Origin of the sequence: Pseudomonas sp. RG1, assembly GCF_025910115.1 — a bacterium.
GTDB lineage: Bacteria > Pseudomonadota > Gammaproteobacteria > Pseudomonadales > Pseudomonadaceae > Aquipseudomonas > Aquipseudomonas atacamensis.
On record NZ_JAPCIK010000010.1, the window covers coordinates 1 to 13,806 of the forward strand.

Annotated in this window: 12 protein-coding genes; 2 read left to right on the forward strand and 10 right to left on the reverse strand. The window is 60.4% G+C overall.

Features of this window, described 5'->3' with window-relative positions:
- Nucleotides 1–95: 95 nt before the first annotated feature.
- From OK411_RS06375 to OK411_RS06390, 4 genes are all read right to left on the reverse strand, one after another.
- Complete coding sequence (locus tag OK411_RS06375) at nucleotides 96–473, reverse strand: hypothetical protein (protein ID WP_264364592.1); 378 nt, start codon at nucleotides 471–473, stop codon at nucleotides 96–98.
- A gap of 75 nt (nucleotides 474–548) precedes the next feature.
- Nucleotides 549–1,358, reverse strand: a complete 810-nt coding sequence (locus OK411_RS06380; protein ID WP_264364593.1) for a putative RNA methyltransferase — start codon at nucleotides 1,356–1,358, stop codon at nucleotides 549–551.
- Entirely contained in the window at nucleotides 1,358–2,509 is a 1,152-nt protein-coding gene (gene dapE / locus OK411_RS06385) for a succinyl-diaminopimelate desuccinylase (RefSeq protein WP_016771486.1), read from the reverse strand. Before dapE ends, OK411_RS06380 begins: the two co-directional genes overlap by 1 nt.
- Before the next feature lie 242 nt (nucleotides 2,510–2,751).
- Nucleotides 2,752–5,343 carry a glycosyltransferase gene (locus OK411_RS06390; protein ID WP_264364594.1) on the reverse strand — a complete coding sequence of 864 codons (2,592 nt, stop codon included), beginning with the start codon at nucleotides 5,341–5,343 and terminating at the stop codon, nucleotides 2,752–2,754.
- Between the two features lie 214 nt (nucleotides 5,344–5,557).
- On the opposite strand from OK411_RS06390, the gene tcdA reads away from it, so the two are divergent.
- Entirely contained in the window at nucleotides 5,558–6,376 is an 819-nt protein-coding gene (tcdA, locus tag OK411_RS06395; protein WP_264364595.1) for a tRNA cyclic N6-threonylcarbamoyladenosine(37) synthase TcdA, read from the forward strand.
- A 121-nt stretch (nucleotides 6,377–6,497) separates the two neighbouring features.
- On the opposite strand, the gene OK411_RS06400 is transcribed toward tcdA, so the two are convergent.
- From OK411_RS06400 to OK411_RS06415, 4 genes are all read right to left on the reverse strand, one after another.
- A complete protein-coding gene (locus OK411_RS06400; protein ID WP_071174534.1) occupies nucleotides 6,498–6,902 on the reverse strand; it encodes a SufE family protein in 405 nt (134 codons plus the stop codon).
- Nucleotides 6,899–8,104, reverse strand: coding sequence for an aminotransferase class V-fold PLP-dependent enzyme (locus OK411_RS06405; RefSeq protein ID WP_264364596.1), 1,206 nt, complete (start codon nucleotides 8,102–8,104; stop codon nucleotides 6,899–6,901). The genes OK411_RS06400 and OK411_RS06405 overlap by 4 nt, the downstream gene beginning before the upstream one ends.
- Before the next feature lie 126 nt (nucleotides 8,105–8,230).
- A complete protein-coding gene (dapD, locus tag OK411_RS06410; protein WP_003222105.1) occupies nucleotides 8,231–9,265 on the reverse strand; it encodes a 2,3,4,5-tetrahydropyridine-2,6-dicarboxylate N-succinyltransferase in 1,035 nt (344 codons plus the stop codon).
- Nucleotides 9,266–9,296: 31 nt separating this feature from the next.
- Nucleotides 9,297–9,659 (reverse strand): ArsC family reductase, encoded by a 363-nt coding sequence (locus tag OK411_RS06415; RefSeq protein WP_225914420.1) that lies wholly within the window; start codon nucleotides 9,657–9,659, stop codon nucleotides 9,297–9,299.
- A gap of 292 nt (nucleotides 9,660–9,951) precedes the next feature.
- Here OK411_RS06415 and OK411_RS06425 point away from each other — a divergent pair, with 292 nt between their 5' ends.
- Nucleotides 9,952–11,586, forward strand: a complete 1,635-nt coding sequence (locus OK411_RS06425; RefSeq protein ID WP_130927475.1) for a Na+/H+ antiporter — start codon at nucleotides 9,952–9,954, stop codon at nucleotides 11,584–11,586.
- A 24-nt stretch (nucleotides 11,587–11,610) separates the two neighbouring features.
- Here the strand turns inward: OK411_RS06425 and OK411_RS06430 are convergent, their stop codons facing one another.
- Both OK411_RS06430 and dapC read right to left on the reverse strand, forming a co-directional pair.
- Nucleotides 11,611–12,366, reverse strand: coding sequence for a M12 family metallopeptidase (locus OK411_RS06430; protein ID WP_125917998.1), 756 nt, complete (start codon nucleotides 12,364–12,366; stop codon nucleotides 11,611–11,613).
- 187 nt (nucleotides 12,367–12,553) lie between these two features.
- Nucleotides 12,554–13,753: a succinyldiaminopimelate transaminase gene (gene dapC, locus OK411_RS06435; RefSeq protein WP_264364597.1), complete on the reverse strand. Its 1,200-nt coding sequence runs from the start codon at nucleotides 13,751–13,753 to the stop codon at nucleotides 12,554–12,556.
- Nucleotides 13,754–13,806 lie beyond the last annotated feature (53 nt).

Sequence of the window (13,806 nt, forward strand, 5' to 3'; positions counted from 1 at the left end):
ATAAGAGACAGCGCTGTATCAGTCACCATTCATATCGACTGACACTGCGCATTCGCGAGCAGGCTCGCTCCCACATGGGCTCTACGTTGCCCCGGTTAAGCGGTTTTCCAGGTGATCTCTTCTTCACCGTCTTCGCTGATGCGAATCCAGCGATCAGCGGTTTCTTCACCTTCTTCTTCGACCCACGTCCCCGGTGCGCAACGCACTTCGACGTTCAGTGCGGCAAAGGCTGCGCGGGCGCAGGCGATGTCGTCGTCCCAGGGAGTCTGGTCGCTTTCCAGGTACAGGCTGTTCCACTTGCCCACGGCTTTCGGCAGCCAGGTCACTGGCACATTGCCGGCCTTGCACTTGTACGTTTGGCCCTTCTGTACCCAGTCGCTGCACGGGCCCAGCGCTTGGCCGAGCCAGGCGGCGATGGCCTTGTGGTCGACGTCGGCGTCTTTCAGGTAAATCTCGATGTCCGGTTGGCGCATGGATGTCCTCACTGCGGGTCTGAAAAATCCATTCGCGGATTTAGCCGGTTCCGGGCTTTTGCCCGAGACCAAAAGTTATTGAAGAACGAAATAATCGTAGCGCATCGACACGGTGGTCTCGAACGGCTCGGCCTGCTCGATCACCGCCGCACGACGCTCGGCACTGGCACGCCAGCCGTGAGGCGTCATCGCCAACAGGTTGGCGCGGTCCTCGGGCTTGTCCAGGGTCAGCTTGAATTCCAGGGTTTCACTGTGCGCCGGCGCCATGCCTGCCGGCACCAGGGCCAGGTGCTTGTCATCGGTATACTCGCGCACTTCGTCGTACAGGCGTTCGCGCAATTCCATCAGATGGCCACGGGTCGGGCCGACTTTCATCAGCCCGCCGCCGACGCTGAGCAGACGCTTGGCTTCCTCCCAATCCAACGGACTGAAGACGCTGGCGAGAAACTGGCAACTGCCTGAGGCCAATGGCACACGGGCCATGCTGGCGATCAACCAGGTAATCGCCGGGTTGCGCTTGCAGGCGCGTTTGACGGCTTCGCGCGAAATGTCCAGCGCGTAGCCGTCAGCATTGGGCAAAGCCTCGGCGATTTGCGCGGTGTAGTAACCCTCGCCACAACCGATGTCGACCCAGCGCTCCGGCGCATAACTCGCCGCCAATTCAGCCAGACGCTTGGCCACTGGCGCGTAATGCCCGGCGTTGAGGAAATCACGCCGCGCCTCGACCATCGCTTGATTGTCGCCCGGGTCGCGGCTGTTCTTGTGCTGCACCGGCAACAGGTTCAGATAACCCTGACGCGCACGGTCAAACCGATGCCCGGCGGGGCAGACCACGCCGTTGTCGACCGCGTTGAGCGGCTCACTGCAGATCGGGCACGCGAGCATCAGGCGAGCAACTTGATCAGGGTCTGGTAATAGATTTCCGTCAGCACGTCGAGATCAGCTGCCAGCACGCGCTCGTTGACCTGGTGGATGGTCGCGTTGACCGGGCCCAGTTCAACCACTTGCGTGCCCATAGTCGCGATGAAACGGCCATCGGAGGTGCCGCCGCTGGTCGACGCCTTGGTCTCGCGACCGGTGATGTCCTTGATGCTCGACGACACCGCATCAAGCAGCGCGCCCGGTTCGGTGAGGAATGGCAGGCCGGACAGCGCCCAGTCGATGTGCCAGTCCAGACCATGCTTGTCGAGGATGTCGGCAACACGTTTCTGCAGGCCTTCGACGGTCGATTCGGTGGAGAAACGGAAGTTGAACACCGCCACCAGATCACCCGGGATCACGTTGGTCGCGCCGGTGCCGGAATTGAGGTTGGAAATCTGGAAACTGGTCGGCGGGAAGAAGTCGTTACCGTGGTCCCAGTGCTCGGCGGCCAGCTCTGCCAGCGCCGGAGCGGCGAGGTGGATCGGGTTCTTCGCCAGATGCGGGTAGGCCACGTGGCCCTGCACGCCTTTGACCGTCAGCTTGGCGCCGAGGGAGCCGCGACGGCCGTTTTTCACCACATCGCCGACCAGCGTGGTGCTCGACGGCTCGCCAACGATGCACCAGTCCAGACGCTCGTTGCGCGCGACCAGACGCTCGACCACTGCCTTGGTGCCGTGATGCGCCGGGCCTTCTTCATCGCTGGTGATGAGGAAAGCGACCTTGCCCTTGTGATTCGGATAGTCGGCGACGAAGCGTTCAGCGGCGACTGTCATCGATGCCAGGCTGCCTTTCATGTCTGCCGCGCCACGGCCGCAGAGCATGCCGTGTTCGTCGATCACGGCATTGAACGGATCGATCTGCCATGCGGTAACCGGACCGGTCGGCACCACGTCGGTGTGGCCGGCGAAGCACAGCACCGGTCCGTCGTTGTTGCCGTGAGTGGCCCAGAAGTTATCCACATCTTCGATGCGCATCGGCTCCAGGGTGAAACCGGCATCGCCCAGGCGCTGCATCATCTGCTTCTGGCAGTCGGCATCGACCGGGGTCACGGAGGGACGGCGGATCAGGTCGATGGCCAGTTGGAGGGTCGGCGATAGGTCGGCGTGGGCCGTCATGGAAAACTCCGGGATCATGGGGTATGAGCTTGGGCTTCTAATGTGGGAGCGAGCCTGCTCGCGAAAGCGGTCTACCAGGCATCTTAAAGGTTGAATGTTACAACGCCTTCGCGAGCAGGCTCGCTCCCACAAGGGACAGGGGTGGTCAGTCAGACCGGTTATCACGCCAAGCCCCGCAAAATGGCGGTTATCTTAAAGCAAAACGGCGACCATTGGCCGCCGTTTAGTGCTGCGTTGCGGATTTAGACGACCGGTGCCGGCTCAGCCTTGGCCACAGGTTTGGGCAGCGACGACAGGAACGCCATGATCAGCGCCGCCAGATACGGCAGCGACTGCACCAGCAGCATGGTTACCCAGAAGCGCATGTCATTGCTCGGAATGCCCTGCACCAGGAAGATCCCCAGCGCCGCGCCCCACAGCAACAGCATGATGAACAGCTCCTCGCGAGCCTCGCTGATCGCCACCCAGAAACCGTGGTTGTCAGCGTTTTTCGGCGTGCGGAAGAACGGAATGCTGCTGGTGAAGAAACCGTACAGCACCGCTTTGGCGATGGTGTGCGACAACGCCAACCCGGCCAGCGCCGCGCAGAACGCATCCTTCAGATTCACGCCGACGGCGCGACGGTAGAGGAAGATGATCTTGCCGACCTTGAACACGAACAGCGCCAGTGGCGGGATTGCGAAAATCAGCAACGGCGGATCGACCCGTTGCGGCACGATGATCATCGCCGCCGACCACAGCAACGCGCCGACGGTGAAGAAGATGTTCATGCCATCGGCGACCCACGGCAGCCAGCCAGCGAGGAAGTGATAACGCTGACCGCGAGTCAGTTCGGTGTCCTTGCCGCGCAGCAGGCTGCGGGTGTGACGCTTGATGATCTGGATCGCGCCGTAGGCCCAACGGAAACGTTGCTTCTTGAAGTCGATAAACGTATCCGGCATCAGACCCTTGCCATAGCTGTCGTGGTAATACGCCGCCGACAGGCCTTTTTCGAACACGCGCAGGCCGAGTTCGGCGTCTTCACAGATGCACCAGTCAGCCCAGCCCAACTCTTCCAGCACGGAACGACGGGTCATGGTCATGGTGCCGTGCTGAATGATCGCGTCACGGTCGTTGCGAGTGACCATGCCGATATGGAAGAAGCCTTTGTATTCGGCGTAGCACAGCTTCTTGAAGGTGCTTTCGTTCTGGTCACGATAATCCTGCGGCGACTGCACCACGGCGATTTTCGGGTCGGCGAAGTGCGGCACCATGTGCTTGAGCCAGTTCGGGTGCACGCAGTAATCGGAGTCGATCACGGCAATGACTTCGGCGTCCATGGCGGTGTGCGGAATCAGGTAATTCAGCGCGCCGCCCTTGAAACCGGCCAGCGGCGAAACGTGGAAGAACTTGAAGCGCGGGCCGAGGGTTGCGCAGTAATCGCGCACCGGTTCCCACACCGCCGGGTCCTTGGTGTTGTTGTCGATGATCAGGACTTCGAAATCCGGATAATCGAGCGCGGCCAAGGCATCGAGAGTCTGTTTGACCATCTCTGGCGGCTCGTTGTAGCACGGCACATGGATCGACACTTTCGGCCGGTAATCAGAATCGCCCAGCACCGGCAGGAATTCCCGACGGCGCTTGTGAATCCACACCGCTTCGGCCAGTTCATGGGCCTCGGTGAGCAGGACGATGAATACCCCGAGCGCACCGAGCGCCAAGAGGAATCCGACCGTGAGGCTGAACCACGTGCTGTATTGCTGGCTGTAGTCGTAACCGATGTACACCAGCACCGAACCGCAGAGGAACGCGATAAACGTCAGGAACGTCCGACCGCGCTGGCGCAGCGCCGAGCCGTCGATCATCAGCAGGGTCAGCGACAGCAACGCCAGCACCACCGAGCCGATGGCCAGCACGCGCCATTGCGGAATCGCCACCACCGGGCCTTCGAAATTGAATTTCTGCTGGCGCGCGGCGTTGAACACGCCCCAGTAGGCGCCGACCGAACCTTCATCGCTGGCCTTCCACGGCTGGTCGAACGCTTCGATCACGAAGTAGTTGAAGCCTTGGCGATTGAGCTTGTTGACCAGTGTGCGCAGGTAAATCGCCTGATCTGCCGGCGAGGCATCGGCGCCACCGCGCATGCGACCATTGCTCGGCCAGCCGACCTCGGAGAGCAGCAGCGGTTTTTTCGGAAACAGCTTTTTCAGATCGCGGGCGCGGTCGAAGACGAACTGGCCGGCCTTGTCCACCGGAATGAATTCCCAGTAGGGCAGGACGTGGGCGGCGATCAGGTCAACGTGCTTGGCCAGTTGCGGGTATTTCTCCCAGATGTGCCATTGCTCGGAGGTGGTAACCGGCACCTTCACGGCAGCGCGCACCCGATCCAGCAGAACGATCAGCGCTTCCGGGGTGATCTCTTCGCGAAACAGCGCCTCGTTGCCGACCACCACGCGCACGACGCTTCTGGAGGTGTTGGCCAGCTCGATGGCTTTGGTGATTTCCCGTTCGTTGCGTTCCTGGTCCGGGCTGATCCAGATGCCGAGGGTGACACGCAGGCCGAATTCTTCAGCCAGTTTCGGGATGTCTTCAAGCGAGCCGTCGACCGAATAGATACGAATGTTGTCGGTCAGCTTGCTCATGATTTCCAGGTCACGGCGCATTTCATCGTCAGACGGATACTGATCCTTCTGTGGGAATTGCCCCTGCTGGAATGGCGAATACGAGAAGCCGGAGATTTGCTGCGGCCAGTTCGGCGCCGTGACCGGGCGATTGACCAGCGCCCAGAAACCGGTGAACAAGGCAGCGATGGCCAGCACCACCACCAGGTTGAGTCCAAATTTACGCGATGACATAGCTGTTTCGGGTTCCAAAGGCTGTGGAACGAAGGATCGGTCGGATAGACGCCCGAGGGGCGCGCATCCTACACCGGCGGTTAACCAGCCGTACAACTGACGGGAAAATGCCTGACATTGGGCAGCCGTCTCTGACTTAAGTTCTTACACTTGTCGCTTGCAGCTTAAAACTTGTCGCTGCGTAGCCCTATAATGCGCGCCGGTTTTTGGGGTAATGGTCATGAGTACAGAAGATCCGCGGTTTGCAGGCATCGCCCGTTTGTATGGCATCGAGGGCCTGGAACGCTTGCGCGCCGCCCATGTGGCGATCGTCGGAGTTGGTGGCGTCGGTTCCTGGGCGGCGGAAGCCATGGCCCGGTGCGGGGTGGGCGAGATTTCGCTGTTCGACCTCGACGACGTCTGCGTCAGCAATGCCAACCGCCAGTTGCATGCGCTGGACAGCACCGTCGGCAAACCCAAGGTCGAGGTGATGGCCGAGCGTCTGCGCGGGATCAATCCTGATTGCACGGTGCACGCCGTGGCCGATTTCGTCACCCGCGACACAATGGCTGAATACATTACGCCGGACATCGACTGCGTGATCGACTGCATCGATGCGGTCAATGCCAAAGCGGCGCTGATCGCCTGGTGCAAACGCCGCAAGATTCAGATCATCACCACCGGCGGGGCGGGCGGGCAGATCGATCCGACGCTGATTCAGGTCTGCGATCTGAACCGCACCTTCAACGATCCGCTGGCATCGAAAGTCCGTTCGACCTTACGCCGTGACTACGGCTTCTCCCGCACCGTGACCCGTCACTACAGCGTGCCGTGTGTGTTTTCCACCGAACAGCTGCGCTACCCGAAACCGGACGGCAGCATTTGTCTGCAGAAGAGTTTTGTCGGCGACGGCGTGAAGCTCGACTGCGCCGGCGGGTTTGGCGCGGTGATGATGGTCACGGCGACGTTTGGCATGGTCGCGGCGACCAAGGCTGTGGACAAGATTGTCGCTGGTGTTCGGCGCCCTTCGGACCGGGTCAAGCCTCAAGCCTGAAGGTATTTGATCGTTCCCACGCTCCGCGTGGTAATGCAGCCCGGGACGCTCCGCGTCCCATCCAGAGCCGAACGCGGAGCGTCCGTTGAGGCATTCCCACGCAGAGCGTGGGAACGATCAGTCAGCGAGCCAACTCATTCATCCGCTGGAGCACCGCATTCAGGCCATTGCTGCGCGATGGCGATAGCTGGCGGGACAGGCCGAGCTGATTAAACCAATCCGGCAAATCGATTTGCTTTATATCAGCCGCCGACAAGCCGTTGACCCGCAACAGCAGCAACGCCACCAACCCGCGAATCATCCGCGCATCGCTGCTCGCCTTGAACTGCCAGTGTCCGTCGCGCAACTCCCCGACCAGCCACACCTGACTCTCACAGCCATGCACCCGGTTGGCCTCGCACTTTTGCGCGTCATCCAGCGCCGGCAAGCGATCGCCAAACTGCATCAACAACCGCGCCCGTTGTTCCCAGCCCGCCGCAGTCTGAAACGTCTGCAGCGCTTCGGCCGCTTCCACCGGCAGGCTCATCGCAACATCTCCAGCGCCTGATCCAGCGCCTCGAAAAAGCGCTCCAGATCTTCCGAATCGTTATACAGCGCCAGCGACACGCGAATCGCGCCGGCCAGTTCGTAGCTTTTCATCAGCGGCATGGCGCAGTGATGCCCCGCACGCACGGCGATGCCTTGTTCGGTAAGCAGATGCGCCAGATCGGCGTTGTGCACGCCTTCGACGACAAAACTGGCCAGCGCCAGTTGCGGCTTGCCGAGCAGGCGAATGCCATTGCGTGCGGCGAGGCCGCGCAGCAGATAGTCGTGCAGTGCCGCTTCATGGGCAGATACGGCGTCCTGATCCAAGCCGGCCAAGTAGTCGAGGGTCGCTCCGAGGCCGATGACACTGGCGATCGGCGGTGTGCCTGCCTCGAACCCCAACGGCGCCGGGCGGAAGCGCGAATCCTGATAGTTGGCGTCGAGCACCATCTCGCCGCCGAACTGCCAATGCTGCAATTGCTCCAGCGCAGCGTTGCGCCCGAACAGCACGCCGAGGCCATCGGGGCCGTAGAGTTTGTGGCTGGAAAACACATAGAAGTCGCAACCCAGCGCCTGCACATCATGCCGGCCGTGCACCACACCTTGCGCGCCATCGACCACGGTCAGCGCGTTCTGCGCCTTGGCCATGCCCAGCAAAGCGGTCAGTGGCTGCCAGGCGCCAAGCACATTGGACAACTGGCTGACCGCCAACAAACGCGTGCGCGGGCCGATCAGATGCACGGCAGCGGCGAGGTCGATCAGGCCGTCGGCATCCAGCGGCAGGATCACCAGTTTCAGCTGACGGCGTTGCGCCAGTTGCTGCCACGGCAGCAGGTTGGCGTGATGCTCCAGAGCGCTGATGACAATCTCATCGCCCGGCTGAAACAGAGGCTCCAGACCATAAGCCAGCAGATTCAGCGCGCTGGTAGCGCCGTGGGTGAAGATGATTTGCCCGCTGTCACCGGCATTCAGCCATTGGCCAACCTTGCGCCGACTGTCTTCGAACGCTTGCGTCGCGTGGGCACCGGGCAGGTGTTGCGCACGATGCACATTGGCCGCGCCGTTGGCGTAGTAATGCGTCAGTGCGTCGAGCAGGGCTTGTGGTTTTTGCGTGGTGGCGGCGCTGTCCAGATAGGTCTGGTCTTGCCGTTGCAGGGCGGCGATAGCCGGGAAATCGGCGCGCCAGGGGGAGGGGATCATCATGGGTTCAGCCCTGTGAAATTGGGCGGGATGTACGCCAAACCTTGTGGGAGCGAGCCTGCTCGCGAAAGCGTCATTGAGGACGCCAGAAGTTTCGCGAGCAGACTCGCTCCCACAGGCCTACAGCGCTTAGTTGTGAGCGTGCAGCGCTTCGTTCAGTTCGATCGCCGATTTGTGGGTCTTGCATTCCACTGCACCGGTTTCCGAATTGCGACGGAACAGCAGATCAGTCTGACCAGCCAGCTCACGCGCCTTCACAACCTTGACCAGATTGTTGTGCTCGTCCAGCAGCGCAACCTTGGTGCCGGCGGTCACGTACAGGCCCGATTCCACAGTGTTGCGGTCGCCCAACGGAATACCGATACCGGCGTTGGCGCCGATCAGGCAGCCTTCGCCGACCTTGATCACGATGTTGCCACCGCCCGACAGGGTGCCCATGGTCGAGCAACCGCCGCCCAGGTCCGAACCCTTGCCGACGAAGACGCCAGCGGAAACGCGGCCTTCGATCATGCCCGGGCCTTCGGTGCCGGCGTTGAAGTTGATGAAACCTTCGTGCATGACGGTGGTGCCTTCGCCGACATAGGCGCCCAGACGCAGACGTGCAGCATCAGCGATACGCACGCCGGCCGGTACCACGTAGTCGGTCATTTTCGGGAACTTGTCCACCGAGAACACTTCCAGCAGCTCGCCGCGCAGGCGTGCTTCGAGTTGCATTTCTGCCAGTTCGCTCAGGTCGATCGCGCCCTGGCTGGTCCACGCCACGTTCGGCAGCAGCGGGAAGATACCGGCCAGGCTCACGCCGTGCGGCTTGACCAGACGGTGCGAGAGCAGATGCAGCTTGAGGTAGGCCTCAGGCGTGGAGGTCAGTTGCGCGTCTTCGGCCAGCAACGTGGCGACCAGCGGCTTGTGGCTTTCGGCCAGGCGGGTCAGCAGCTTGCCTTGCACGGCGTCGATGCCTTTGACGGCTTCAGCCAGTTGCGCAGCCTGAGCGGTGGTGAAGGTGATGGCCTGGTTGCCTTCGGTGTAACCGAGGATCGGCGCAACAGCCGCGACCAGTTCGGCCGAAGGGTTGAGCAGTGGCTGAGCGTAGAACACTTCCAGCCATGCGCCTTGACGGTTCTGGGTGCCGACACCAAAAGCGATGCTGAACAGGGAATTGGACATGTGAATACCTCTACAAAGAGTGACGGGCTGCTTACTTCAGAGCGGCCGCGTAGATATCTGGCTTGAAGCCAATCAGGGTTCGGTCACCGAGATCGAGCACCGGGCGCTTGATCATCGAGGGTTGTGCGAGCATCAGTTCGATGGCTTTCGCTTGGTCGAGATCGGCTTTGCGTTCGTCGTCGAGTTTGCGAAAGGTCGTGCCGGCGCGGTTCAACACGGTTTGCCAGCCGTGCTCGTCGCACCATTGGGTCAGGTGCTCACGGTCAATGCCGGCGGTCTTGTAATCGTGAAAGTTATAGCTGACAGCGTGTTCATCGAGCCAGGTGCGCGCCTTTTTCATGGTGTCGCAGGCTTTGATGCCGAAAAGGTGCAACGTTTTACTTGAAACGGCCAAGGAATCGCCCCCTTTACAGGTGCTGGAAAAAAATGGTGACGGATTATGCCATGACCGGACGGTTTCGTCGGCCACGGTTGTCGTAACGCTGTAAAACCTGTGGGAGCGAGCTTGCTCGCGAAGGGGGCCTGTCAGTCAATTTCTGTGCTGAATGACACACCGCATTCGCGAGCAAGCTCGCTCCCACATTTAGTCCGGCGTCTGGCCGTGCGACATAGGTGCAACGGTCAGCCACAGCCTAAGGCGCTAATATGGCAGTTCAACGCTGTCGATCGCCTGAGATTCTGGTTTTATGCAAACTGCTTACACCGTCCTGATCCTGCTGATGCTGGTCAGCGTCTCGCGACTGGTCGGGCGGGTCATCCCGCTGCCGTTGCCGCTGGTGCAAATTGCCGCCGGTGCCTTGCTCGCCTGGCCGACCCTTGGCCTGCACGTCGCCCTCGATCCTGAACTGTTCCTGTTTCTGTTCCTGCCGCCGCTGCTGTTTTCCGATGGTTGGCGCATGCCCAAACGCGCCTTCTGGCAATTGCGTGGACCGATCCTGACCCTGGCGGTCGGCCTTGTTCTGTTCACCGTGGTCGGTGCCGGTTATTTCATTCATTGGCTGTTGCCAACGATTCCGCTGCCAGTGGCCTTTGCCCTGGCAGCGGTTTTGTCGCCAACGGATGCCGTGGCGGTTTCAGCGATTTCGCAGAACCGTCTCCCGACGCCGCTGATGCACATCCTTCAGGGCGAGGCGCTGATGAATGACGCCTCAGGCCTGGTGACCTTCAAGTTCGCCCTCGCTGCAGCGGTCACGGGCGTGTTTTCGCTGACCAATGCCAGTCTGACCTTCGTCGCGGTGGCGCTCGGTGGCCTGGCTGTGGGTGTAGCGTTGAGCTGGCTGGTCGGGCGCCTGCGCGCATGGATGATCGCCCGGGGCTGGGACGATCCGGCCACTCACGTGGTGTTCATGTTGCTGCTGCCGTTCGCCGCTTATGTACTGGCCGAACGTTTGGGCGCCTCGGGCATTCTTTCCGCGGTGGCGGCGGGGATGATGCAGAGCTGGCTCGATCTGCTGCCACGCCAGACCAGCACGCGACTGCTTAATCGCAGCGTTTGGGCGCTGCTCGAATTTGCGTTCAATGGCTTGATCTTCCTGCTGCTTGGCCTGCAATTGCCAGACATCATCAAAGCTGTGGTCAGCCATGAGCCGACGCTGTGGCCGACGCTGTTCTATCGCTGCCTCGATGTGTTGGCGATCTTCGTCGCGCTGGTGTTGCTGCGCTTCATCTGGGTGCAGAGCATCTGGCGCTTGTCGGTGTTGCTGCGCCGAGTGCGCGGCAAGGGCGAGCTGACGCAAGTGCCGACGGCGCGTTCATGCTGGTTGCTGACGGTGGGCGGTGTGCGCGGGGCGGTGACACTGGCAGGCGTGATGTCGGTGCCGATGCTGATCGGCGCCGAGGCTTTTCCTGAACGCGATTTATTGATCTTCATTGCAGCCGGGGTGATTCTGCTGTCGCTGGTCTCGGCCTGTATCGCGCTGCCCTTGCTGCTGCGCGGCATCGACAAAAGTCCTGACGACAAGCGTCGCCAGGAAGTGCGCGACGCTTGGCGCAAGACAGCCGAAGCGGCGATTCACTCGCTGGAAAGCGAAGAAGTGGTCCCGCAGGATGCCGCTCAAGCGGCGCTGGCAGCGGAGCTCAAGGCGCGGATCATGTCCGAATATCGCCATCAACTTGATGTGTTCAATGATTCCGCCGAGGCTCAGGCGCTGGCATTCCAGATGGATCTGCTTGAACGGCGTTTGCGCTTGAAAGCGCTGCGCGCGCAGCGTCTGGAACTCTACAGCCTCAGTCGTCAGCACCAGATCGGTGATGACGTGTTGCGAGAAGTGCTCGGGGAACTGGATTTGAGCGAGGCCAATCTGGGGCAGGTCAAGTCGTAGTACGAGATGATTCCTGATGGCGATTCAAGGGGATTCGCAAGAGCCGCCGTCAGGAATTTCGATCGGATAGAAATGTGCGCAGATGCGTTTGTCCTGCCAACTTATTTCCGTGTTCATCGGTATCTCAAACTTCCCATCGGTTAGTTCCTTCTCGACAGGATAATGCATGATTGAAGTCGGGTCGTATGGGGTGACGGTGATCGCCTCGTCTATCGGTGTAAAAATGTTCAGGTCCACGCTTTGCTTATCCATTCCCCATTTTTCCGCATATTCCTGATAGACCTTCGGTCTATTCCAGGGAATGTTAGCATCAGGGTGCAGATGCTCATGATGAAAACCGAGCGCATGACCGAACTCGTGTATTACTACCGTGCGAAAATCCGCATCTCCCGGTCGCGCGTATATGAACATCGTGGGTTTTCCTGCCGCGACTGTTAGTGCGTCGGTGCCAATTTGCGAAGCGTTTTGAGTAGTGTCGGTTGTAATTCGGATTACGCCGTCTTTACTATCGATGAAGCTAAAGGTGAGGCTGACATAGTCCGCCCATTCCCATATATGGCTCTTTATCGCTTCTTTCAGCGAGGCGGGTGGGTTGTCCATAAACGAAATGGTCAGATGGCGGCTCGGGTGCCAACACTTTGCATTGAGTGCCATGGTCCGGGAGGTCAGACCTGAGTTGTTGGTGTACGAAATATTTTTCGAGTTTTCATTGATGGCCGCTCGAAAGCTGGCAACTGGATCTTCTATTTCAAGATTCAGACAGGGTCTGGTTTTGTACATGGTCAATTCCTTTGAGGTTTTTATCCAAGGTTGAATGCAAGTTAGTGGTTAAAAACTTGTAGTTTGTAAGTTGGTTATTGCGGGGGGTAGGTTATTAGTTAGTGTATTGAGGAGTAAAGGAGGGGGTTGTAAGGTAGCGTTTCTTTTTTTAGTCCGCATCAGGTGGCCTGATGCGGACTCTTGAAAGTTAGTGTTGGCGAGTTACGAATGCGCGTATTCTTTCGGCGGCCTCGACACATTCAGCCAACGGCGCAACCAGCGCCATGCGCACGCGGCCCGCCCCCGGATTGACGCCATCGACATCGCGAGACAGATACGAGCCCGGCACCACGGTCACGTGTTCCTGCTCGAACAGATCGCGGCAGAACGCCGCATCATCGCCCTGCACATTCGGCCACAGGTAGAAGCTGCCATCCGGGCGCTGTACGTCCAGCACCGGGCTGAGGATGTTCAGCACCGCATCGAACTTCTCGCGATACAGCGCACGGTTGGCGCGCACATGCACTTCGTCATTCCACGCGGCAACGCTGGCCAGTTGAGTCTGTACTGGCATCGCGCAGCCGTGGTAAGTGCGATAGAGCAGGAAACCCTTGAGGATGTCGGCATCACCGGCGACAAAACCCGAACGCAGGCCCGGCAGGTTGGAGCGCTTGGACAGACTGTGGAAGACCACGCAGCGCTTGAAGTCATTGCGGCCCAGTTCGACGCAGGCGCTGAGCAGGCCCGGCGGCGGAGTCTGTTCGTCGAAGTACAGTTCGCTGTAGCACTCGTCGGCGGCAATCACGAAGTCGTACTGATCAGCCAGGGCGATCAGCTTCTTCAGGGTCTCGACCGGAATCAGCGCGCCGGTCGGATTGCCCGGCGAGCACAGGAACAGAATCTGGCAGCGCTGCCAGATCTCCGGCGCTACTGCGTCGAAGTCCGGGTTGAAGCCGTTTTCATCCAGGCATGGCAGGTAATGCGGCTTGGCCCCGGCGAGGAACGCGGCGCCTTCGTAGATCTGATAGAACGGGTTCGGGCTGACCACCAGCGCATCGTCGCCCCGATTGACCACGGTCTGGGTAAAGGCGAACAGCGCTTCACGGGTGCCGTTGACCGGTAGCACATTGCGCGCCGGATCGATCCAGCCGTTCGGCACACCAAAACGACGCTCGCACCAGCCAGCGATGGCTTCGCGCAGGGCCGGGATACCGAGGGTGGTCGGGTACACCGCCATCTGATCCAGACTGTTCGCCAGCGCTTCGGCGACAAAGCTCGGCGAACGGTGTTTCGGCTCGCCGATCGACAGGGCGATCGGGCGTTTGTCCGGGTTCGGCGTAACGCTGCCGAGCAGGGCGCGGAGCTTTTCGAACGGGTACGGCTGGAGCTGGTTCAGAGCGTTGTTCATGGGGGCCTCTTTTAAATGCTCAAGAGCTTTCTGTGGCGAGGGGCTTTATCCCC

What these genes read in the sequence shown, in the direction of transcription:
- OK411_RS06375 (WP_264364592.1), bottom strand. Translation starts at nt 473, where the DNA reads ATGCGCCAACCGGACATCGAGATTTACCTGAAAGACGCCGACGTCGAC.
- OK411_RS06380 (WP_264364593.1), bottom strand. Translation starts at nt 1,358, where the DNA reads ATGCTCGCGTGCCCGATCTGCAGTGAGCCGCTCAACGCGGTCGACAAC.
- dapE (WP_016771486.1), bottom strand. Translation starts at nt 2,509, where the DNA reads ATGACGGCCCACGCCGACCTATCGCCGACCCTCCAACTGGCCATCGAC.
- OK411_RS06390 (WP_264364594.1), bottom strand. Translation starts at nt 5,343, where the DNA reads ATGTCATCGCGTAAATTTGGACTCAACCTGGTGGTGGTGCTGGCCATC.
- tcdA (WP_264364595.1), top strand. Translation starts at nt 5,558, where the DNA reads ATGGTCATGAGTACAGAAGATCCGCGGTTTGCAGGCATCGCCCGTTTG.
- OK411_RS06400 (WP_071174534.1), bottom strand. Translation starts at nt 6,902, where the DNA reads ATGAGCCTGCCGGTGGAAGCGGCCGAAGCGCTGCAGACGTTTCAGACT.
- OK411_RS06405 (WP_264364596.1), bottom strand. Translation starts at nt 8,104, where the DNA reads ATGATGATCCCCTCCCCCTGGCGCGCCGATTTCCCGGCTATCGCCGCC.
- dapD (WP_003222105.1), bottom strand. Translation starts at nt 9,265, where the DNA reads ATGTCCAATTCCCTGTTCAGCATCGCTTTTGGTGTCGGCACCCAGAAC.
- OK411_RS06425 (WP_130927475.1), top strand. Translation starts at nt 9,952, where the DNA reads ATGCAAACTGCTTACACCGTCCTGATCCTGCTGATGCTGGTCAGCGTC.
- OK411_RS06430 (WP_125917998.1), bottom strand. Translation starts at nt 12,366, where the DNA reads ATGTACAAAACCAGACCCTGTCTGAATCTTGAAATAGAAGATCCAGTT.
- dapC (WP_264364597.1), bottom strand. Translation starts at nt 13,753, where the DNA reads ATGAACAACGCTCTGAACCAGCTCCAGCCGTACCCGTTCGAAAAGCTC.